At 69.9% G+C, this 20,585-nt stretch carries 18 protein-coding genes; 3 read left to right on the plus strand and 15 right to left on the minus strand.

Going from position 1 to position 20,585, the window contains the following annotated elements; translation table 11 throughout:
* The first annotated feature begins 105 nt into the window (after window positions 1-105).
* Window positions 106-861 carry an SDR family NAD(P)-dependent oxidoreductase gene (locus tag FPT20_RS00220; RefSeq protein ID WP_158861686.1) on the plus strand — a complete coding sequence of 252 codons (756 nt, stop codon included), beginning with the start codon at window positions 106-108 and terminating at the stop codon, window positions 859-861.
* Between the two features lie 6 nt (window positions 862-867).
* On the opposite strand, the gene atzF is transcribed toward FPT20_RS00220, so the two are convergent.
* From atzF to FPT20_RS00295, 15 genes are read right to left on the minus strand one after another with little or no spacing between them, the layout of a single operon-like run.
* Window positions 868-2,568, minus strand: coding sequence for an allophanate hydrolase (gene atzF / locus FPT20_RS00225; RefSeq protein ID WP_158861687.1), 1,701 nt, complete (start codon window positions 2,566-2,568; stop codon window positions 868-870).
* Window positions 2,565-4,274 (minus strand): PucR family transcriptional regulator, encoded by a 1,710-nt coding sequence (locus FPT20_RS00230; protein WP_233265611.1) that lies wholly within the window; start codon window positions 4,272-4,274, stop codon window positions 2,565-2,567. Before FPT20_RS00230 ends, atzF begins: the two co-directional genes overlap by 4 nt.
* Before the next feature lie 5 nt (window positions 4,275-4,279).
* Window positions 4,280-5,467: a M20 family metallopeptidase gene (locus FPT20_RS00235; protein ID WP_158861689.1), complete on the minus strand. Its 1,188-nt coding sequence runs from the start codon at window positions 5,465-5,467 to the stop codon at window positions 4,280-4,282.
* 25 nt (window positions 5,468-5,492) lie between these two features.
* Entirely contained in the window at window positions 5,493-6,242 is a 750-nt protein-coding gene (locus FPT20_RS00240) for an SDR family NAD(P)-dependent oxidoreductase (protein ID WP_158861690.1), read from the minus strand.
* The gene (locus tag FPT20_RS00245; RefSeq protein WP_158861691.1) at window positions 6,239-7,282 is read right to left on the minus strand and encodes an alpha-ketoacid dehydrogenase subunit beta; all 1,044 of its coding nucleotides are present in this window, start codon (window positions 7,280-7,282) and stop codon (window positions 6,239-6,241) included. Before FPT20_RS00245 ends, FPT20_RS00240 begins: the two co-directional genes overlap by 4 nt.
* On the minus strand, window positions 7,279-8,274 hold the full coding sequence (locus FPT20_RS00250; protein ID WP_158861692.1) for a thiamine pyrophosphate-dependent dehydrogenase E1 component subunit alpha: 996 nt from the start codon (window positions 8,272-8,274) through the stop codon (window positions 7,279-7,281). Before FPT20_RS00250 ends, FPT20_RS00245 begins: the two co-directional genes overlap by 4 nt.
* Entirely contained in the window at window positions 8,265-8,762 is a 498-nt protein-coding gene (locus tag FPT20_RS00255; RefSeq protein ID WP_158861693.1) for a VOC family protein, read from the minus strand. The genes FPT20_RS00250 and FPT20_RS00255 overlap by 10 nt, the downstream gene beginning before the upstream one ends.
* Window positions 8,746-10,518, minus strand: a complete 1,773-nt coding sequence (locus FPT20_RS00260) for a gamma-glutamyltransferase family protein (RefSeq protein ID WP_158861694.1) — start codon at window positions 10,516-10,518, stop codon at window positions 8,746-8,748. The genes FPT20_RS00255 and FPT20_RS00260 overlap by 17 nt, the downstream gene beginning before the upstream one ends.
* The gene (locus FPT20_RS00265) at window positions 10,515-11,384 is read right to left on the minus strand and encodes an SMP-30/gluconolactonase/LRE family protein (RefSeq protein WP_158861695.1); all 870 of its coding nucleotides are present in this window, start codon (window positions 11,382-11,384) and stop codon (window positions 10,515-10,517) included. Before FPT20_RS00265 ends, FPT20_RS00260 begins: the two co-directional genes overlap by 4 nt.
* Window positions 11,381-12,772, minus strand: coding sequence for an amidohydrolase family protein (locus FPT20_RS00270; RefSeq protein WP_158861696.1), 1,392 nt, complete (start codon window positions 12,770-12,772; stop codon window positions 11,381-11,383). Before FPT20_RS00270 ends, FPT20_RS00265 begins: the two co-directional genes overlap by 4 nt.
* Entirely contained in the window at window positions 12,769-13,548 is a 780-nt protein-coding gene (locus FPT20_RS00275; RefSeq protein WP_158861697.1) for an ABC transporter permease, read from the minus strand. The genes FPT20_RS00270 and FPT20_RS00275 overlap by 4 nt, the downstream gene beginning before the upstream one ends.
* Window positions 13,545-14,324, minus strand: coding sequence for an ABC transporter permease (locus FPT20_RS00280; RefSeq protein WP_158861698.1), 780 nt, complete (start codon window positions 14,322-14,324; stop codon window positions 13,545-13,547). Before FPT20_RS00280 ends, FPT20_RS00275 begins: the two co-directional genes overlap by 4 nt.
* The gene (locus FPT20_RS00285; protein WP_199245615.1) at window positions 14,321-15,124 is read right to left on the minus strand and encodes an ABC transporter ATP-binding protein; all 804 of its coding nucleotides are present in this window, start codon (window positions 15,122-15,124) and stop codon (window positions 14,321-14,323) included. The genes FPT20_RS00280 and FPT20_RS00285 overlap by 4 nt, the downstream gene beginning before the upstream one ends.
* Complete coding sequence (locus tag FPT20_RS00290) at window positions 15,121-15,858, minus strand: amidohydrolase family protein (protein ID WP_158861699.1); 738 nt, start codon at window positions 15,856-15,858, stop codon at window positions 15,121-15,123. The genes FPT20_RS00285 and FPT20_RS00290 overlap by 4 nt, the downstream gene beginning before the upstream one ends.
* A gap of 59 nt (window positions 15,859-15,917) precedes the next feature.
* Complete coding sequence (locus tag FPT20_RS00295) at window positions 15,918-16,973, minus strand: ABC transporter substrate-binding protein (RefSeq protein ID WP_158861700.1); 1,056 nt, start codon at window positions 16,971-16,973, stop codon at window positions 15,918-15,920.
* Window positions 16,974-17,344: 371 nt separating this feature from the next.
* On the opposite strand from FPT20_RS00295, the gene FPT20_RS00300 reads away from it, so the two are divergent.
* The gene (locus tag FPT20_RS00300) at window positions 17,345-18,349 is read left to right on the plus strand and encodes a LacI family DNA-binding transcriptional regulator (RefSeq protein ID WP_158861701.1); all 1,005 of its coding nucleotides are present in this window, start codon (window positions 17,345-17,347) and stop codon (window positions 18,347-18,349) included.
* 130 nt (window positions 18,350-18,479) lie between these two features.
* Window positions 18,480-20,579, plus strand: coding sequence for a beta-galactosidase (locus FPT20_RS00305; RefSeq protein ID WP_158861702.1), 2,100 nt, complete (start codon window positions 18,480-18,482; stop codon window positions 20,577-20,579).
* Window positions 20,580-20,585: the final 6 nt, after the last annotated feature.

Raw genomic sequence — 20,585 nt, forward strand, 5'->3', positions numbered from 1 at the left:
CGTGCAGTTGTCATAGTGTGCACATTTGAGAGCTCCACTGGACGCAACGTCTCGGCTCGTCTGCCGGGCGACGATAGCGGCTGCCCCAGTCGATAGCGTGGCCGGATGAGCACCCCGAGCACTGACACGCGCTCGTCTCGGCTCGCGGGCAAGGTCTGCGTCGTCACCGGAGGCGGCTCCGGGATCGGCGCGGCGGTCGTGAGACGGTTTCGAGCCGAAGGAGCGGCCGTCGTGTCGTTCGATGTCGCGGACGGTGTCGCCTCCGGGGCCGATGAGGCAGACCTGGTCGTGCGGTGCGATGTCACGGACGAGGACCAGGTGGTCGCGGCTTACGACGCGGTGATCGAGACGTTCGGGATGGTGAACGCGGTCGTGGCCAACGCCGGGATCGGCGACGAGGTGCCGCTCACCGAGATGTCGTTGGCGCGCTGGAATCGCCTGATCGGCGTCAACCTGACCGGCGCATTCATCACCGCGAAGCACGCCATACCGCGGATGCCACCGGGAGGATCGCTGATCTTCCATGCATCGATGTCCGGGCTCGTCGCAACCGCGAACGAGCCGGGCTATTGTGCGAGCAAAGCCGGAGTCATCGGACTCGCTCGTGCGATCGCCGTGGACTACGCACCGAGGCGCATCCGTTCGAACGCCGTGTGCCCCGGAGTGGTCGACACGCCGATGACGATCCGCCAGTTCGAGAATGCGCCGCAGTTCCGAGACCTGGTCGAGCAGCAGCATCCGCTCGGACGGTTCGCCGACCCCCGAGAGGTTGCCGCGGCCACCGCTTTCCTTGCCTCCGACGATTCCAGCTTCATGACCGGGGCCGTGCTGACCGTCGATGGCGGGTACACGGCCCGGTGAGGGGCCTCAGACCAACGAGGCGAGGTAATCCCGCCACCCTCCGGTGGCCGTGATGTCGTGGGCACCCGTCAGAGCATCGGCGGTGCACCCGAAGCCGACGACCGACCTTCCGTCGGACAACCTCGTGGGCCCGAGCGTCATAGGCGCGGGAAGCGCTCCGAGAAGCGTTCCGAGGGCAGCGGTCGAGATGCGCCACAGCTCACCTGAGATCGAGGCGCCATCGCGAGCGGGCACGAGGCCGGGCTTCGGAGGGTCGGTCGCTAGCGCGAAGAGGCGGTACTCGGGCGCTGTCCGGATCTCGCCGAGGAAGCGCGCACCCGCATCGACGAGTTGACCGTTCAACGGTTGGCCACGCAGGTGGGCGCCGAAGACGGCGAGCTCCAGCCCGGGGTCACCGATCTCCGGCGAAGGGCGCGCTCCGACGAACGCGGAAGCGATGTCGACCACGACCTGGTCCTCGAAGGGTCGCCCCACGAAGGAGACGCCGAAATCGCCGGATGCGCCGTCCGGCCCCAGCTGCCCGGCGGGCACCGCCACAGCGGAGAGGTCGAGCAGGTTGACGAAATTCGTGAACGTTCCCAGCCATGAGTTGGCCGCGACGGGTTCGGCGGCGACATCCTCAAGGGACGGGTGCCCGGGGGCTGTGGGCAGCATGAGCGCGTCGGCTCCGCGGAGCAGCTGCAGGGCCGCGGCCTTGACGCGGTCGAGTTCCTGCCGGTCGCGGACGTACTCCCAGCCGGCGACGTCTCGAGCCGAGCGGATGATCCCCGTAACCGTCGGGTCAAGCCCGGCGCCTCCTTCGACGTAGCCGCCGGCCGCGGTGTACCGTCCCGCCACGATCGCCCCGCCGTAAAGGAGCCGGGCGGCGTCGAGGAGCGGTTGGATGTCAACGACCGTGACCTCGGCCAGGCGCGACAGCCGTTCCACCGACGCATCCCACGCTCGGTGCGCGTCAGGCGTCAAGGATTCCAGTCCGGCGGCCGCCGGAATCGCTACCGCAGGCCGCGGTGGCGCCGCCAGGCGAAGCCCCGCTGGGGCCTCCCGGACGCCCGGGTCGATCCCGTCCGGTCCTCGCATCAGCGCGGTGGCGGCGACTGCGGTCTCGATGTCCCGCGCGAAAGCCGTGATCGTGTCGTACGGCCAGCAGGCCGGGGCCATGCCCGTGGTCGGGATCGTGCCGAGGGTCGGCTTGACGCCGATGATCGCGTTGAGGGCGGCCGGTACCCGACCGGAGCCGGCTGTGTCCGTTCCGAGCGCGATGTCGACGAGGCCGAGCGCGACCGCGACGGCGGAGCCCGAGCTTGACCCGCCTGAGACGAGCGTGGGCAAGCGGGAGCCGCGGACGGCGCCGTACGGGCTGCGTGTGCCGACCAGCCCCGTGGCGAATTGATCCATGTTGGTCTTGCCGACGACGACGGCACCGGCAGCCGTGAGCCGCGCGACGGCCGTCGCATCGGCGGAGGGAACCCGGGCGGCGGCGGGGAGGCCGAGCGTGGTGGGCAACCCGGCCACGTCGATGTTGTCTTTCACTGCCAGAGTCAGGCCCCGGAGCGGCAGGTTCGCCCCGGCTTCACCGGCCTCGTCGACGAGGTCGGCGGCGGCTTCGGCCTCGTCGCGTGTGCGCAAGGTCGTCCACACCTCGGGACGCCCCGAGCGTTCGATCGCTTCGTACGCGCGCCGGACGCTCCTTCTCGCCGAGACCGTCATGACGACCTCCGTTCTTCCGCCGGGTCGGTCTCGTTCAGCAGGTCCGCGACCGCCAGCGCGAACTCGAGCTTCAGACACGTCGCTTCGTCTTCGATGTCCGCTCCGAGGACCTCCCCGACGAGTCGCAGCCGCTCGTGCATCCACGGCCGCGAGACGAACGCGCGCTGGGCAGCCACCGTCTTGTTCCTGCCCGCTTGCAGGTAGTGACGCACCAGGGTGACCAGCGCGGTGCCGTGTTCGCGGTCGTAGCGCCGGAGCGGGTCGAGCGCCTGATCCGAGAACCGCCGGAGCCGCGGATCGTCCCGGAGCGAGTAGATGAGCCCGTGCACGCCCAAGTCGGAAGCGGCGACCACGGGGCCCGGCATGCCGAGCCCCGTGGCCGTCGCGACGGTCTCCATGGCCTCGATGAGGGCTGCGCGGATCGGCTGGGGGCCCCGAACGGGTCCGGACGCCGACAGGACGACCTCCAACCCGCGCGATAGGAGGGATTGCGCCAGTTGCGAGGCCAGGAGTGGAGCCGAGCCCTCCGCCGGAAGCACGGCGAGGACACCGACGGTGAACTCGTCGGCGGGGGCGGTGAGCGCCCTGAGCTGGCGTGCGCGCGCGAACTCCGCGACGGCGACCGTGAGCGACCTCAGTGCGTCCCGATGCTCGTCCGGGTCGGCCCTTCCCGGATGGCGCGGGCGCACGGCGATCGCGACCACCGATGCGCGGCGAAGGGAGACGCCCAACGCCGAGCTCTGCTGGTCGAGTTCGGCGGGATCGATCGAGTCTGCGAGAAGGCGCGTGAAGATGCCCTGGTGGATGCTCAGATCCATCAGTTCGGACTCGCGATCCACGAGGCGCCCGATCGCCAGGGTCGAGGCCGCCTGTTCGACCAGCATCAACAGGCTGCGGGGGATCGACATCGTGGGATCCTCGGCGCCCTCGATCTGGCGCGCCCCCACCGCTCCGGCGAAGAGGATGAGCCGGCCCCAGTCGTTCCCTCGGGCGCCCACCCGGGTCTGCAGCCAGCCCGTCTGCGGATCGTAGAAGGTGCGTCGCGCATCCGGGGGGCGTTTCGAGTGCTCGGCCCATTCGGCGAGCACGTCGCCTCTGCTGCGGTCGGCCGGGTCGAACGCCAGGATCTGCTGCTCGCGGTTCTCCAGCACGACGGCGAAGCCGGACAGCTTGGCCACCTGTTTGAGGACGATCTCCGGTCTGCTGCCCTGCACGGCGAGCGAGCTGAAGATCACGTGGATGCTCTCCGAGGCCTGGAGTTCCCGCACCTGCATGTCCACCAGGGCCGAGTGGACCTCCTCGGTCACGTCCATGAAGGCGATCGTCCGCCGGAGCGCCACGAGGGGAAGCCCTGCGCGGTCGGCGGCGTCCCTCAGGGCGCGGGGGAGCGGCTCGGAGAACCGGGGGCCGAGGCCGATGACGAGCGCCGCGGCATCCGCGTCGGCGAGCCGTTCGACGTAGGCGGTGAGCAGCGCATCGTCGTCGCTCAGCATCGCACCGGTCGTCAGGAGGACCTCGCCTCCGCGCAGGAGGTCGGCGACGCCGAGGAAGTCGCTCGTGTGGACCCAGCGAACCCGGCGTCCGAGACCGGCCGCGCCCGCGATGACCACCGGGTCGCCGCGGCGCATGGCCGGATACTCGAGCACGTCGTCCACCGTGAGCGGCTCGAGGGGGTGACGGCCGTAGAGAGGGAGACGGAGCACCATGCTGCTCACCGATCGAGTCCGAGGCGTTCGCCCCAGGACTCGACGAGGTCCCACAACAGGGATGCGGCGAGCTCGACGTCGGCCAGCGGGACGAATTCGTCGGCCGTGTGCGCGTGGTCGGTGGCGCCCGGTCCCAGAACCGTGCTGGAGGTCGACCCGGTCAGCGCGGCGATCATCGCCGAATCGGTGTACGCCTCATGACCGTCGGCTCCGCCGATCTCCGGGGGACGGCCCGCGATCCGCTCATAGGACGAGACGAGCGAGCGCACGATCGGAGAGTCGCGCGCGGCCCGCACGGGAGGGCGGGAGGCGCCGAGCGGCGCCACCTCGTAAGACGCGCCGGGGTAGCGCGCGACGACGGTGTCGGCGACGTTCGCGACGATGCGGCCCGCGTCCTCCGGGGTGAGCGGCGGGACGATCCGCACGTCGAGTTCCGCCTCGCAGAGGGCGGGTACGACGTTGGTCGCGACACCGCCCCGGACGACGCTGCAGGTGAATCGAGGTCTGCCCAGGATGGCGTCGTCGAAGGGAAAGGCGCGGAACGAGGTCTCCAATTCGTGCACGATCTCCGCCGTGACGTGCACCGCGTTGACGCCGAGGTGGGCGCGGCCCGCGTGGGACATCTTCCCGAACACCCGGAGGGACAGCCAGCGCAGGCCCATCTGCGCGATGCGCAGGCGCATGCCGGACGGCTCGAGTGCGAGGATCTGGTCGTCGGGGCGCAGCAGGCCGTCGGCGACCATCTGGTGGGCGCCGAGCATCCCGGGCGCCTCTTCATCGACGGTGTAGTAGGCCACGACGTCCGTGGCGGGGGTCCGTCCGGTCCGCACCAGGGCCTCCAGCAGTCCGATGGTGACCGCCAGCCCCGCCTTCATGTCGCAAGCGCCCCGACCGTAGAGCAGGCCGTCCTCGATCTCGCCGCCGAAGGGATCCCGGGTCCAGCCGTCGCCGACGGGGACGGTGTCCATATGCGACACGAGCACGAGCCTCGGTCCGGTCCGGCTCGCGCCCGGGACGACGACGCGCAGGTTGTCGCGTCCGGGCGCCACCGGGTACCTCTCGACGTCGAGGCCGATTCCGGAGAGGCGCTGCTCGATCCATGCTGCGCAGTCCGCCTCGAGCGCTCCGGGGTTGGTCGAGTCGATGGCGATGAGGCGCTGCAGATCGGCGATGGTGGCGTCCACATCGATCATGATGGCTCCTTTCTGGGGCGTCCGGTCAGAGTGGCGGGCCGTCCACCACGACGGACTGCCCGCTCATCCCGGTGGAGCGCGGACCGGCGAGGTACGCGATGACGTCGGCGACCTCCCGGATGGCGATCAAGCGGTCGAACGACGTGGCCCCGGCGAATTCCGTGAGCACGGCCTCCGTCGTGTCGCCGCGACGGACCGCGACCTGTTCGGCGAGCGTCCGGAGCATCGGGGAGTCCACGTTTCCGGGGCACACGGCGTTGGCCCGAGCACCGAAGGTGGCGATCTCCGCCGCCAGGCACTCCACGAATCCGATGAGCCCGAACTTGGAGGCGGCGTAGACGGAAGCGCCGCTCTCCCCCCGCAGACCGGCGGTCGAGGACAGGAAGACGGCGCTGAACTCGCGCGGAGACGCAGCCAGGTCGAGGCTGAGCGCCTGGCCGACGTGGAAGGCGCCGCGCAGGTTGATGTTCATCACCCGGTCGTAGGCGTCCCAGTCGGTGGTGGACACCGGCCCGGTGTAGTTCGACCCGGCCGCGTACACGAGGGCGGACGCCCCGGCGGCGGTGCCGCCCGGGCCGAGGGCGGCGACCACGGCGTCCCGGTCGGTGACGTCCAGCGACAGCGACGCGTGCGGGCCTCCCGGCAGCCCGGTCCGGACCTCGTCGGCGCCGCGCAGGTCGGCGACCGTCACCGCCATCCCCGCCTCGGCGAGGACCGCGCACACGACCCGGCCGATGGCGCCGGCGCCGCCGACCACCACGACCGCCCGGCTCACTGCGCACCTCCGGCCATGCGCAGGATCGAGTCGAGGATGGACTCCGGTCCGGGCACGATGGCGCGCTCCAGGGTGAGCGCGGCCGGGACGGGCACTCCGGGGTTGCCGTGCCTCCCGATCCTGTCCAGCGCTCCGATGCCGACGCGTTCGATCACGCCCATGGCCAGCTCTCCGCTCAATCCGAATCCGAGGTAGTCCTCGTCGACGACCAGGAGGGAACGCGTGCGCGAGACGGACTCGCACACGGTGGCCCAGTCGAGGGGGACGATGCTCCGCACGTCGATCACCTCCACGGAGATCCCGCGCTCGTCGGCAGCTGCCGCAGCGCTCACGGCGTGACGCACCGTCCCGCTCAGCGTCACGAGCGTCAGGTCGCTTCCCGGCCTCACGATCGCAGCCCGGTCGATCGGGACATCGTAGCGCTCGCGGGGGACGTGGGCGCCGAACGCGAACTCGCTCGCGCGCTGCAGGAGCAGCCCCTTGTGCTCGATGAACACGACGGGGTCGTCGCTGCGCACCGCGGCGGCGATCATCCCCTTGCTGTCGTACGGGTTCGACGGTGCGACGACGCGGAGCCCCGGGAGGTGTGCGAACAGTCCCCAGAGCGTCTGCGAGTGCTGGGCCGCTGCGCCGATGCTCCCGCCCGCCGTCTTGACGACGACCGGCATGCGGACGCGTCCGCCGGACATGTACGGGATCTTCCCCATCGCGTTGTAGACCTGCTCCAGGCAGACGCCGATGAAGTCCACGAACATGATCTCGACCACGGGACGGTAGCCTTCGAGCGCGAGTCCGACGGCCATCCCGGTGAACGCCATCTCCGAGATGGGGGTGTCGAGCACCCTCTCGGGACCGAAGTTCTTGAGCAGCCCCCGGGTCGCGCCGAACACCCCGCCCTGGTTTCCGACATCCTCGCCGAGGACGAGAACGCTCGGGTCCGCCTCCATCTCGAGGCGCAGACCTTCCGCGATCGCCTGGGAGAGGTTCACGTTGCGCGTCGCTTCCGGGGCGGCTGCGACGGAACCGGGTGACGCGGTCATGCGAGGACTCCTTCCCCGGGCACGAGCCCGGACGCGAACACGTGTCGGTGGGCGGTGCCGGCGGGCGGGAGCGGATCGGCCCGGACCTCCTCCAGCACCTGGGCGATGTCGGCCGTCGCCGCCGCATCCGCCTGATCCAGCTCCTCGGGGGTGAGGATTCCCTCCCGGATCAGCCGCTCGCGGGTGAGGACCAGGGGATCGCGGTTCCCGATGCGGTCGGTCTTCTCCTTCGCGTCGCGATAGAGGTCGAGGTCTCCCTCGTAGTGGCCCCGGAAGCGGTAGCACATGGCCTCGACGATGGCGGGGCCGCGGCCGGAGCGGGCATGCGAGAATGCACGCTGCAACGCCTCCGACGTCGCCTCCACGTCCAGGCCGTCGACGCGTTCCCCCGGGGCGCCGTAGGCCGGCGCGCGCTCGGCCAGGGTCGGGGTCGCGCTGGAGGCGGAGAACGGCACGGAGATCGCCCACTCGTTGTTCTCGATGACGACTATGACGGGCAGCCGCAGCACACCCGCGAGGTTCATGCTCTCGTGGAAGCCGCCCGTGTTCACGGAACCGTCTCCGACGACCGCCACCGCCACGGCGTCACGCCGCTCCAGCCGTGCGGCGTAGGCGTGGCCGAGGGCGACAGGGAGCGATGCGCCCACGATGCCGGTCGTGCTGAACCGCCGCTCGGGGCTGAAGAGGTGCATGTGGCCGCCGAAGCCGCCGCACAGCCCGGTCTCCCGCTCGAAGATCTCGGCGAGCAGCGGGCGCAGCGGGACGCGGCTCGCGATCGCGTGCTGGTGGTTGCGGTGGGTGCTGACGACCGCGTCGCCGTCCCGGATGTGCTCCGCGAGGGCCGCGGCGATGGCCTCCTGACCGATCGCCGTGTGCAGCTCGCCGTGGATCTCCTTGCGGGCGACGCCGTCGAGGCAGGCCTCCTCGAAGCGGCGCATCAGCACCATCGTGAAGTAGCGGCGCCGCCACAGGTCGTGCGTTTCTAGTCCCATGATGCCTCCTCGAGCTCGACGACGGTTCCGGCGGGCGTCCAGCAGTACACGGCGCGCCCCTCCTCGAACTGGACGATCTCGCCCATCGCCGACCCGCCCGCGTCGATCAGGGCGTACACCGACGCCTCGAGGTCGCGCACCTGGAAGGCGCTGTGGCCGACGCCGACGTGGACCGGGAATCGGGAGGGGGTCCCCGCCGGAACGCCGCGGACCTCCAGCAGCTCGAGACGGGTCCCGGAGAAAGGGGAGACGAGCTGGGCCAGATCGCAGACGACGCTGTCGAGGCCCACCGTGCGCCGGAACTGCTCGTCCATGTCGCGCACGAGGAAATCAACCTCGAAGGCGAAGGTCTCGCGGTAGAACCGGATGGCCGCATCGAGATCGGCGACCACGAGACCGGAGTGATGCCACGCCCATCCACGCGCTGTGCCGTGCTCGCGGGGGTGCGGGGCACCGCGCGGGGGGGCGGGATCAACGGGCGTTGGCATATGCGGTCCTCCGGGAGTCGGCGCCGGCGGCGAGGACAGTCTCGCCGCCCCTGCGCATGGAAACGATGGTCTGCACACTTCCGGCGTCGAATTCGTTCGCCGGCCAGTCGACGACCTCGTGGCCCCTCCGCTCCAGGTCTTCCGCGACCTGAGGGGGGAACCCGGCTTCGATGAACACCAGCGAGCGGCCCTCAGGATGCGGGTGGAACCCTCCCGGGTAGCTGGAGCCGAACAGTCGGGGTGCCTCGACGGCCGCTTGGGGGGTGCGGCCGTAGACGTCGAGCTGGAGCATGGCCTGCGCGATCGCCTGGACGATCACGTCGCCGCCCGGGCACGCCACGGCCCACACCCCGTCGAGGGCCGGGTTCAGGGCGATGACCGCGGCGGGCGTCACGCACGGGCGCGCCCCCGGCCGGAGGGCGTTGGGGTGCCCGGGGAGGAGCCGGCTCTGCACGCCGCGCGGGGAGCAGATGATGCCGAGTTCGGGGATCACCGGCGCACCGTCGATCGTGTCGCTCGGCGAGCACGAGAAGGCTCCGCCGTCGGCGTCGACGACCACCACCGCGGTGGTCGAGGGGAGCGTGGTGGTCGGCATCCCGAGCGTCGGGGTGTTCGGCAGGGCCTCCTCCCCGATCATCGCTGCGAGCGTGGCGAGGTGGCTGTCCGACAGCAGCTGCGCCGGGTCGACGCCGGTGAAGCGGGGATCGCCGAACGACCGCTCGCGTTCGCTGAACGCGATCTTGAGCGCTTCGACGACCTCATGAGCGTATTCCGGCGACTCTGCCGGGATCGACCGGATACCCCGGCGTTCCAGGATCCCGAGCGCTTGCGCGACGATCAAGCCCTGAGACCACGTCGGAGTGACATGGACCGTCCACTCCCCGAAACCCACGGACGGCGCGGGGGCGACATCGGCGCGGAAGGCAGCGAGGTCGGCGGTGTCGAGGTACCCGCCACGCTCGCGCACGAAACCGACGATGGTCTCGGCGATCTCGCCGGTGTAGAAGCGCCGGTGAGCGGCCTCGATCGCCTCCGTCCGCTCCGCCCCTGCTGCGGCGGCCTCGGCCGCGGCGTCCGACAGGGCCCGAAGCGTGCGAGCCAGCGCGGGCTGCCGAAGTCGTTCGCCTGCCGCCAGGGGCGTCCCGTTCGGCCGGTACACCTCGGCCGATGACTCCCAGCGCGCGAACCCGGCGCCCATCGTCTCCAGGTGCGACGCCGTCCGGGGGTCCAGGAGGAAGCCGTCTTCCGCGAATTCGATCGCCGCCGCCATGACGTCGGGCAACGGCATCGTCCCGTACCGGCTGAGCGCGGTGAGCCAGCCCGACACGGCGCCGGGCACGATCGACGGCACCCCGCCGAGCGGCAGCGCGCCGCCGTAGTCCGCGAGGATGCGGTCGAGGTCCGCCGAGGCCCCCCAGGAACCGACGCCCGCGATGGAGTCGACGTCGGTCGACCCTGCCGCCCGGACAAGGATCGGTGCGATGCCGCCGAGGTTGCACATCTGCACCTGCACGACGTTGGAGACGAAGCCGGCCGCCACTCCCGCATCGACGGCGTTCCCGCCGCGGCGGAGGACGTCGGCGCCGGCCTCGGTCACGAGGGGGTGGCCGCCGACGATCGCCCAGCGTTCTCCGTAGACCGTTGGCCGCATGGCCTCGGCCTGGTCGAAGACGCCCGGCACGATACCGCCGCCCATGCCGGACCCCTGGGGGAGGACCTCCCCCGACCGGGTCCTCAACGTGGTTCTCATGGTCATGGTGTGAGGGTTCCTTCCCAAACAGGCCCGCCGCCGCAACAGGGGGAGCACACGAAGACCGAGCCGGCGTCAGGCTGCCGGATCAACTCGTCGTCGTCCGCGTCGACGCGGGCAGTCGTGATGTACAGCTCCTCGCCGGTGCCGAAGCCGCAACTGGAGACGCGTTGCGCGGGAACGCTCACGCGGTGGACGACAGCGCCGTCCTGGTCCACGCACAGCACCACCCCTCCGCCGAACACCGCGACCCAGACCCGGTCGTGCTCATCGACGGCGAGGCCGTCCAGCTCGCCGGGCTCGCCAGCGGGGTGGCGGTAGAGCGTCCGCGCCGCGCCGAGCTCTCCGGTGGCGGGGTCGTGCTCGATCACGCTGATCGTCGCCGCCGCACTGTCGATGTGGAACAACCGCTGGCCATCGCGACTAAACCCCAGCCCGTTCGAGAAGCCGACGTGATCGAGTGCGACGATGGTCCCGTCCGGGCCTCTCCGGAGAAGGAAACCGTCTGCGGTCGACGCGCCGTCGGCCACGACGCCCAGCCACAGGTGCCCGCTCGGCCCGGCGGTCGCGTCCGAGAAGCGGTGCGTGGGGGGCACTTCGTCGACGGGTACGCTGCGCGTCTCTGCGCCGGATGCGTCGATGACGGCGATCCGCTGCCGAAGTGCCACCGCGGTCTCGCCGGTCCGCAGCGGGAGGAGCGCGCTGGCCGTCTCCCCGTCGAAATGGGCCACCGCCGCTGCTTCTCCGGATGGGTCCCGGCGCAGCACCGTCCCACGAAGCAGATCGACCCACCAGGGATCCGTGCGCCCGGGGAGGAGCCGCGGGCCCTCGCCGAGCAGCGCGCTCCCTCGGGCGTACACCTGCGCCTTCATGCGTCGTCTTCCCCGAGCAGAGCCTCGACGATCCCGACCGACTCGGCGACGACCGCCAGACGCTCCGCCCGCCGCTGTGCGTCGGCGTCGAGGTGCGCTTGGAGGCGCCTCCTCACCTCGCCCGTGTCGAGCAGCGAGCGCCCGGAGCTCACCCGCCGGACCCCGCCGACCCAGACGGTGGCGACGGAATCGGCGGTGCCGAGTCGCACGATCTCCGTGACGGCCGCCGCGGGGTCGGTCTCGAGCGCGAGGGCGACCAGATCCGCCGGGGCCCCGGGCTCCAGGCGGCCGAGCTCGCGGCGGCCGACCGCTTCGGCACCGCCGGTCGTCGCAAGCGCGAACACGGCGGTCTCGTCGATCGGATCGCCGATCCCGGCGGCCGAATCGACCGCGTCGCGCATCACGGAGAACATGTCGGGATGGGCCGTGTTCTGGCTGTCGATCCCGAGCGCCGACGGAATCCCGCGGCGCAGCCACTCAGCGACCCGAGCCGTCCCGACTCCCAGTGCCCGGTTCGAACTCGGGCAGTGCACCAGGACGACCCCGCGCTGCGCGATGACCGTGAGCTCCTCGTCCGTGAGGTGCACGGCATGCGCGGCCGAGAGGCGGGAGTCGAGGAGCCCGGCTCGGTCGAGCCGGGCGACCGGCGGCTCGTCGCCGGCGATCCACGTCCGCTGGTGGACGCTCTCGTTGAGATGGGTGTGGAGCCGGGAGACGGCCGGAAGGCGCGCGAGCCGATCGAGCGCGTCGGGGCTGACCCACTGCGACGCGACCGGGCCGGCGCCCCAGTCGGGCACGCCTCCCTGTTCGGCCTGCAGCCAGGCGTCCGCGAGGGCGCCGAACCCGGCCGGGTCCATGCGATGCGAGACCTCCGGGATGAGCGACCAGGCGCCTCGGGGCGGTTGCGGCGCCCGCTCGGCCCGATCGCTGTAGCCGAGGATGACCAGAGCCCGGATGCCGCTCTCCCTCAGCCCGTGGGCCGTGTCGGCCAGCATCGACCGATACGCGTCCGGATCGTCGAAGGAATGGGCCATCCCCTGGACCGTGGTGACCCCGGTCTCCAGGAGCTCGGCGGCGGCGAGCCGGGCTTCGTCCGCGGGGGAGAGCGGTGTCATGGCCGCCAGAGAGCACAGCCACGACTCGAGCCGGCGCTGCGGGATGCCGTGGGCGTCGAGCGGCATGCCGCGCAGATGCGAGTGCGCGTCGATCATGCCGGGCATCAGCGTTCCCGGGACGTCGATCACCGGCAGCCCCTCGGTCGGCAGGTCGATGAAGCGGCCGACCTGGCCGATCGTCCCGTCGGCGATGATCACGCCTCCGCCGGCGATGGCCTCGCCTGTCGCGCTCGGCACGAGAGTGCGTGCCCGGATGGCGTAGCCGCTGTTCACGTTCGCACCGCCCAGCCGAGGAACAGCCGCTCCGCGAGCGACACGACGCTGAACAGCGCCCAGGCGACCACCGCCGAGAGCACGACCGCTCCCCACATCGTCGGGATGTCCAGTCCGAGCCAGGATTGGACGACGAGCCTGCCGAGTCCGGCGCCGCCGATGACCCATTCGGCCGTCATGACGCCGAGGACCGCGCCGGGTGCGGAGATGCGGAGCGCGCTCACGAACCACGGCATGGCGAACGGGATGCGCACGCGCACGTACTGGAACACTGGGCCGGCGTTGAACACGTGCCCGAGTTCGAGCGCTTCCTGCGGCACGGATCGCAGGCCGACGATGGTGTTGACGAGCGTCGGGAAGAACACGATGAGGGCGCCGACGACGACGGCGGACAGGACGCCTCGACCGAAGAACAGCGTGATGAACGGGGCCAGGGCGACGATCGGGATCGACCGGACCATCACCGCGCCGGGATAGATGATGTCGGCGAGCGGCCGGGAGGCGCTGACCAGGAGCGCGAGGGCGAACCCCACCAGATTCCCGAGCGCGAAGCCGGCGAGCACCGATCCGATCGTGCTCATCGTCGCCGCACCGATCGCCGGCCAGTCGGCCTGGGTCAGGATGGTGGCCGGGCTCGGGAGCACGGTGACGGAGGTGCCGGTCAGCGAGGTCCCGAGCTGCCAGACGACCAACAGGGCGCCCACCACGAGGACGGGGGCCAGGACGACACCGGGACGGAGGCTGGGCCGCGGCATCCGCGGCGTCGCAGAACTCATGCGGACGCCCCTCCCGGACGTGCGGAGCGGTGCCAGGGCGTCGCAGCTCGTCCGATAACGGAGAAGAAGAGCACGATCAGGCCGTTCAGCACGGTCGCCACGAGGATCACCGTCCAGAGCAGGGGGACATCGAAGTTGAACATGGACTGCAGGATCATGACCCCGAGCCCGAGCTCCGCCCCCATCCACTCCGCGAGAATCGCGCCGATGAAGGCCGCCGGTCCCGCGATCGCGAAGGACGAGAAAAGAGCGGGCAGGACCGCCGGGGCGCGCAGTCGGAGAAGTCGCCGGAAGTACCCCATCGCCAGGACGCGACCCAGTTCCTCGACGCGCGGGTCGAGCGTCCTGAGCGCACCGGTCACGTTCACCAGGACGGGGAAGTAGGCCGACAGGGCCGACACGGCGACTTTGCTCGCCATGCCGAGCCCGAACCACGCCGTCAGGGGAGCGGCGATCGCGATCACGGGCACGGCGTACAGCAGCAGAGCGAGCCAATAGAGCGCTGTGCCCGCCGTGCGGAAGCGATCGATCACGACGCTGAGCAGGACGGCGCTCGCAGCGCCGATGGCGAACCCGAGCCCGGCCTCCGCGAGGGTCTGGCCCGAGACCAGGACGATCGCGTTCCAGCGATCGACGAGGGTGCTCGCGATCGTGCTCGGCGGGACGATCGCAGAGCCGGGAGCCATGGTCGTCGCCGTGCCGACCTGCCAGGCGACGAGGGCCAGCAGGTAGAAGCCGATCGGGATCGCATAGCGGAGGGCCTTCTTCGCGGTCACGCGTCCTCCAGGCGCTCGTATGCCGAGCTGAGCAGCGCGGTGAGGGCGCGCTCGTGCTCGATGAACTCGGGCGAGAGCATGTCGTCGAGCGTCCGCGGGCGGGGGAGGTCGATCTCCCGTCGCTCGATGATCCGGCCGGGGTTCCGACCCATGACCAGCACCGTGTCCGAGAGGAACACGGCCTCGCTGACGTTGTGGGTCACCAGCAGCGCCGTCGTGCCGGTCGCCTGCCAGATCCGCTGCACCTCGGCGTTCAGCTGACGGCGCCGCAGTTCGTCGAGGCCGTTGAACGGCTCGTCGAGGAACAGGACCCGCGGATGGTCGATGAGCGCGCGGGCGATGGCGACACGTCGTGCCATACCGCCGGACAGCTTCGCCGGGGCGGTGTGCTCGAATCCGTCCAATCCGACGAGCTGCAGCATCTCCATCGCCCGCGAGCGGCGCTCTGCCCGGCCGATGCCGCGGGCCTGCAGCGGAAGCTCCACGTTGGCGACCGCCGAGCGCCACGGAAGGAGCACGGGGTCCTGGAATACGAACCCGAAGTCGCCGGCTTCCCTGGCCTCCTTGGCGCTCCGTCCGAACAGGCTGACGTTGCCGCGAGAAGGATCGATGATGTCCGCCACGATGCGCAGGACGGTGGACTTGCCGCACCCCGAGGGGCCGAGCAGTGTCGTGAAGCCACCCGCATCGAGTGTGAAGGTCACATCGTTCAGGGCGGTGAGAGTGCTGCCGCGCTCCCCGGCGAAGTCCTTGCCGACCCCGTCGACGACGATCGTCGAGGTCGCCGTAGCGGTCGTCACGGCGTCCTCAGGTTCAGCACCCGGGCCAGGTTCTCGCCCTCCACCAGGCGACGGTCCGCCTCGTTCGGAATGGCCCGCGCGATCTTGGCGCGTTCGAGCGCGAAGTGGCTCCCGGGCCAGTCGGTGCCCATGACGATCCGCTCCGGTCCGAGCTTCTTGTAGGCCATCTGGACCTCGAGCAGCTGGGTGCTCGAAGTCTCCAGGTAGATGTGCGGATTGCGCTCGGCGACGATGAGTGCCTCGGTCACGTTCCACACGGTGCCCATGTGAGCGATGAGCACAGGGGCCTCCGGGAAGTTCCGCGAGATCTCCTCGATCGCGAGCGGGGCGCACCAGGGGTCGTCGAGTGCGTTGACGAGCAGGACGAGGCCCTCCTCGGTCGCCGCTTGGAAGATCGGGTCGAGAAGGCCGTGGTCGGCGAAATGGTAGCCGTGGAGCGTCGGGTGGAGCTTGATCCCCTTGAGACCGAGGCGCGCGCACTCCCGCAGGGTCTCGACCGCGCCGGGGAAGCGCGGGTTGACCTGGCCGAAACCGATGAACCGGTCAGGGTGGGCCTCGACGATGGAGGCGATGTACGCGTTGTCGATGCTCTGTCCGAGGGAGCACCCGACGGCCATGTCGACCCCCGCCTCATCCATGTGAGCAAGGATGAGTTCGGGAGTGTAGGACTCGGCAGTGAGGTAGTCGGAGGTCCCGGAGGCCTCCCAGATGTTGTTGTACGCGTCGATGATCACGGTTCCGCCTTCGCAGCTCGGTGCGGCTGCCGCCCGTGCCGGGCGGCAGCCGCGTGAGGTCATTCCAACAGGCTCGTCTTGTCCCCGTAGACCGCGTCGAGCACCGTCGGGTCCACGACGTCTTTCGCGTCGAGCTTCTTGGTCAGGGTCCCTGCCGCGACCAGCGAGTCGATGAACGCCTGCATCTGCTCTGCGGACACCCGCAGCACACCGGTCTTCGACTCGATGAGCGACGCCTGGATCTTCGCGGTTTGGGTCTCGGTCGACAGCTTCAGGCCGCCTGTCGGGTTCACGTCGTTGACGACGATCTTGGCCGCATCCTCGGGGTGGGCGTTCATCCACTCGTAGCCCTTCACCGCGGCGGTCATGAACTTCTCGATGGTCTTCCGCTTGGCCGGGTCGGCCAGGTTGGCCTTGGTGGTGACGATGACGTTGCCGTAGCTGGGCACCTTGGTGATGTCGTCCACGTACAGGTACTTCACCTTCAGACCCTGGACCTCCAGCGAGGCGCCCTGCGATGTCGCGTAGCCGCCGTACCCGGCGACCTGATGGGTCACGAGCTGGGTCGGATCGGCGCCGGCGGGGACGATCGTCACCTTGGAGACATCGACCCCGTCCGCCTGGAGTGCGGACTTCAGCTGGGCGATGCCGTTGTCGGGGTAGGCGATGGTCTTCCCCTCCAAGTCCTTGGCCGAGGAGATCGGCTTGTCCGCCAGGCTCATGATCGCCATCGGCGACTTCTGGAACACCGCTCCGATCGCGACGAGCGGCTCCCCCTTGGCGATGGCCTCGAGGAGGAGGGTGTTGTCCTCGTCGCCGAGGAGGGCCGTGCCATTGGCGACCTGCTGCCAGGCGAGAATGTTGGATCCGCCGGCGGTGAAAGTCGGTTCGATCCCTTCGTCGGAGAAGAACTTCTCCTTGTCTGCGGCGAAGAATCCGCCGAACTGGGTGATCTTGAGCCAGCTCAGCTGGTACTTCACGGGCGTTTGGGCGGCGGTGCTCTGCGCGGCTCCGCTGGTGCCGGAGCAAGCGGCGAGGACCAGCGCGATGGAGAGGGCTGTGGCAGCGAGCAGCGAACGCTTCACTCGCCTCGAGGTCTTGGTGCTGTGCGTCATGTGATTCACTTCCCTGATTCGGCTTCGGGTGGGTTGCGGCGAATTCCAGTGGTACGGGCGAATTCCCATGGTGCGGGAGGGCCGCTCCCCTCCAGCCGGGGGAGCGAGGGGAGCGGCACAGCCATCGTCTGCTCCGGCTTGCTGCCGTCGCAATCGACAAACTGCCCGTGAGTGGTGCGAGTGACTTTACGATTCGTCAGCGTCGCGCGGATTTCGCGGGTGTGGCTTTCGCGTAAAATCCGCGATGTGCGCTGGTCGCGCGGCCGATCGGGACTACGTGATGTCAGCGACTCTGCGCCGAAATATCTCCGTAACAGTCCTCGTCCACCGTCTTTCCTCCCCCTGTCGCCTCGGTGGCTACACTCGGTTCCATGAAGCGTGCCACCATCTACGACGTGGCACGCGCGGCCGGTGTCTCGCATCAGACCGTCACCCGTTATCTCAACGGATTCGAGGGCATTCGCCCGTCGACTCGGGAGCGGGTGCAAGCGGCGCTGGAGGAACTCGACTATCGGCCGAACGGAGCGGCGCGCTGGCTGCGGTCGCGGCAGTCGAACCGGATCGGCATCCTCGCTCACCGCATGGAGCTCTCGGGTCCCGGTCGGATCATGGCGGGCGCGACAAAAGCCGCCCGCAGTCGTGGCTTCGTGCTCGACATCGCGTCGATGGACGGAGAGGACGCCGCGTCGGTGGACCGCGCGCTCGACGTCGTCATGGAGCACCAGATCGCAGGCGTATTTGCGACAGCCCAGACCGTCGTGGTGCGCGACGCAGTCGCCGACCGTCACCTGGACGTTCCCTTCGTCTTGGATTCCGCGGAGGCTCTCGAGCTTGTCGGAGGGCATTCGCGCGCCTATCCCGGGCGGCTCGCCGCCGCACACCTCGCGCAGCTCGGCCACCGGAAGGTCGCATTGGTGAACGGTCCGCACGTGTGGACCGCGTCCGGCGAGCGCCGCAGCAGCTTCGTCGAAGCCGCCGCCGGGCTGGGTCTCGAGGTGGTCTGGGAGTGGGAGGGCGACTGGTCGGCCGAGTCCGGATACCAAGCGGCCGGCCAATTCCCCGGAGAGGCGACCGCGGTGTCTGCGGCGAACGACAGCATGGCCATCGGCCTGATCTACGGGCTCACCGAGCGCGGCATCCGGGTTCCCGAGGACATCAGCGTCATCGGTATAGACGATTCCCCCGAGTCGAGGTTCCACCTGCCTCCGCTGACCACCGTCCGCCTCGATTTCGAGGGCGAAGGCGCGTACCTGATGAATGTGCTGATCGCCAAGATCGAGGGGGAGGATGTCGGTGGCGTCCCCGCCTATCGGGTGCCCGAACTCGTGGCCCGTGGATCGACGGCGGCGGTCGGGTCCTCCGACGCGCGAGCGTAACCGTTCGGTCACGGTTCTTGTGGCGACGTGCGCGTCTGTGTAGCCTGGCCCTCACGAAATGTTGTCGACAACATTGACCGGTCACATCCGGGGTGTTGTCGACGAGCTGAATTGACGCGGAAGGTCGACGATGACGCTTAACCCCCGGTTCCCGGGTGTGCTCTTCGGAGCCGCCTACTACGCGGAGTACCAGGAGGAGGGCGCGCTCGATCGAGATCTCGACCTGATGGTCGAGGCAGGATTCACGGTGATCCGGGTGGGTGAATCGGTGTGGTCGACGTGGGAGCCACGCAACGGCGAATTCGACCTCGACTGGCTCCAGCCCGTGCTGGACGGCGCGCACGCCCGAGGAATCGCGGTCATCCTGGGCACGCCGACATACGCGATCCCGCCGTGGCTGCAGACCTTGCACCCGGAGATCGCCGCGATCGACGGGCAGGGGCACATGCGCGGCTGGGGTGGACGCCAGGAGATGGACCAGTCGGTGCCCGTGTACCGCTGGTACGCCGAGCGGATCATCCGGAGAGTCGTCGCCCGCTATGCCGACCACCCGGCTGTCATCGGGTACCAGGTGGACAACGAACCCGGCAACAATCTGCCGCACAACGAGAGCACATTCCAGGCCTTCGTCTCTTGGCTGCGCGCCCGGTACGGCTCCGTGGAACGCCTCAACGAGGAGTGGGGGCTGGTCTACTGGTCGCACCGCATCGCCGAGTGGTCCGAACTCTGGCGGCCCGGCGGCAACATGATGCCTCAATACCAGCTCGACTGGCGGAGGTTCCAGGGGGAGCAGGCCACCGACCTCATCGCCTGGCAGGCCGACATCGTGCGCGAGTACGCCCGGGAGGACCAGTTCGTCACCACCTGCATCTCGTATTCGCGCCCTCAGATCTCCGACGACCAGCTCGCGGCCTCACTCGATGTCACGGCGGGCAATCCCTACTACCTCATGCAGGACGGCCTGTCGGCCGATGTCGACCTTCCGCGGCGGGCCGACTGGTGGCACACCGGCCCGTGGGCGCTCTTCCAGTGGGCCGACCGCGCGTTCTCCTCCCGCCAGGAGCGCTTCCTCGTCACGGAGACCAACGCCCAGTCCATCGGCGGCCCATGGCAGAACCAGCCCCCGTATCCCGGACAGATCAAGCAGGCCGCACTGGCGCTCGTCGCGCGCGGTTCCCGCATGATCGAGTACTGGCACTGGCACACTCTTCACTTCGGTGCCGAGACCTATTGGGGCGGTGTCCTGCCGCACAGCCAGGTTCCGGGACGCATCTACCGCGAGGTGGCGGAGCTCGGCGCGAGTCTCAAGCGCATCGGGAGCGCGCTCGACGGGTTCGAGCCGGATGCCGACGTGCTGATGCTGTATTCGACCGACACCAAGTGGTCGTTCGAGTTCTACCCGCCGCTCGCAAACGAGGACGGGGAGGCGGACCCCCGATCGTACGCGCGCATCACGGATGCCTTCTACCGCGGTCTCAACGAGGTCGGCGCCCAGGTGCGCGTCCAGCACACCCGGCAGTTCGTCGAGCAGTCGGCCGCGGAGTTGTCCGCGCGGTATCCCGTGCTCATCGCGGCCGCTGAGTACGTCGCGGACGACACGGTGCTCGACGCCCTCCGCGAATACGCTGCGGCCGGCGGTCACCTCGTGCTCGGCATCCGGACCGGTTATGGCGACGAGCTGGCTCGCGCTCGTCGCGGGGTCGCCCCCGACCGCCTGCACGACGCCGCAGGCGCGTGGTACGACGAATACAGCAACCTTGCCGAGCCGCTCGACGTGACCGCGGAGGAGGGTTTCGAACTCGAAGCCGGTTCGCAGGCGACCGCCTGGATCGACGTGCTCAACCTCGACGGCGCACAGGCGCTCGCCCGCTACGAGCCGAACGAGCTCGGCGCGGTGGCCGCCATCACGACGGCAGCGTTCGGAGCCGGCCGGGTGACCTACGTCGGCACGGTGCCGAACGAGCCGCTTGCTCGAAGCCTCGGTCGCTGGCTCGTCCCGGCCAGCGCGGCGGCTGCTTGGCGGGCCGAGATCCCCGTCACCGTGTCGACCGGCCGCACGCGCGGCAAGGAGCTCGCATTCGTGCACAACTGGTCGTCCCGTTCGCACGCGGTCACGGTCCCCGCGGAAGCGATCCACGTGGAGACCGGCGAGAGATTCACTGCGGGATCCCGCTTCACCCTCGAGCCGCGCGGCGTCGCCGTGTTCGAGGTCTCCGCGTCGCAGCCGTGACCGGAA

This window comes from Leifsonia sp. AG29 (assembly GCF_009765225.1).
In the GTDB taxonomy this organism is placed as follows: domain Bacteria; phylum Actinomycetota; class Actinomycetes; order Actinomycetales; family Microbacteriaceae; genus Leifsonia.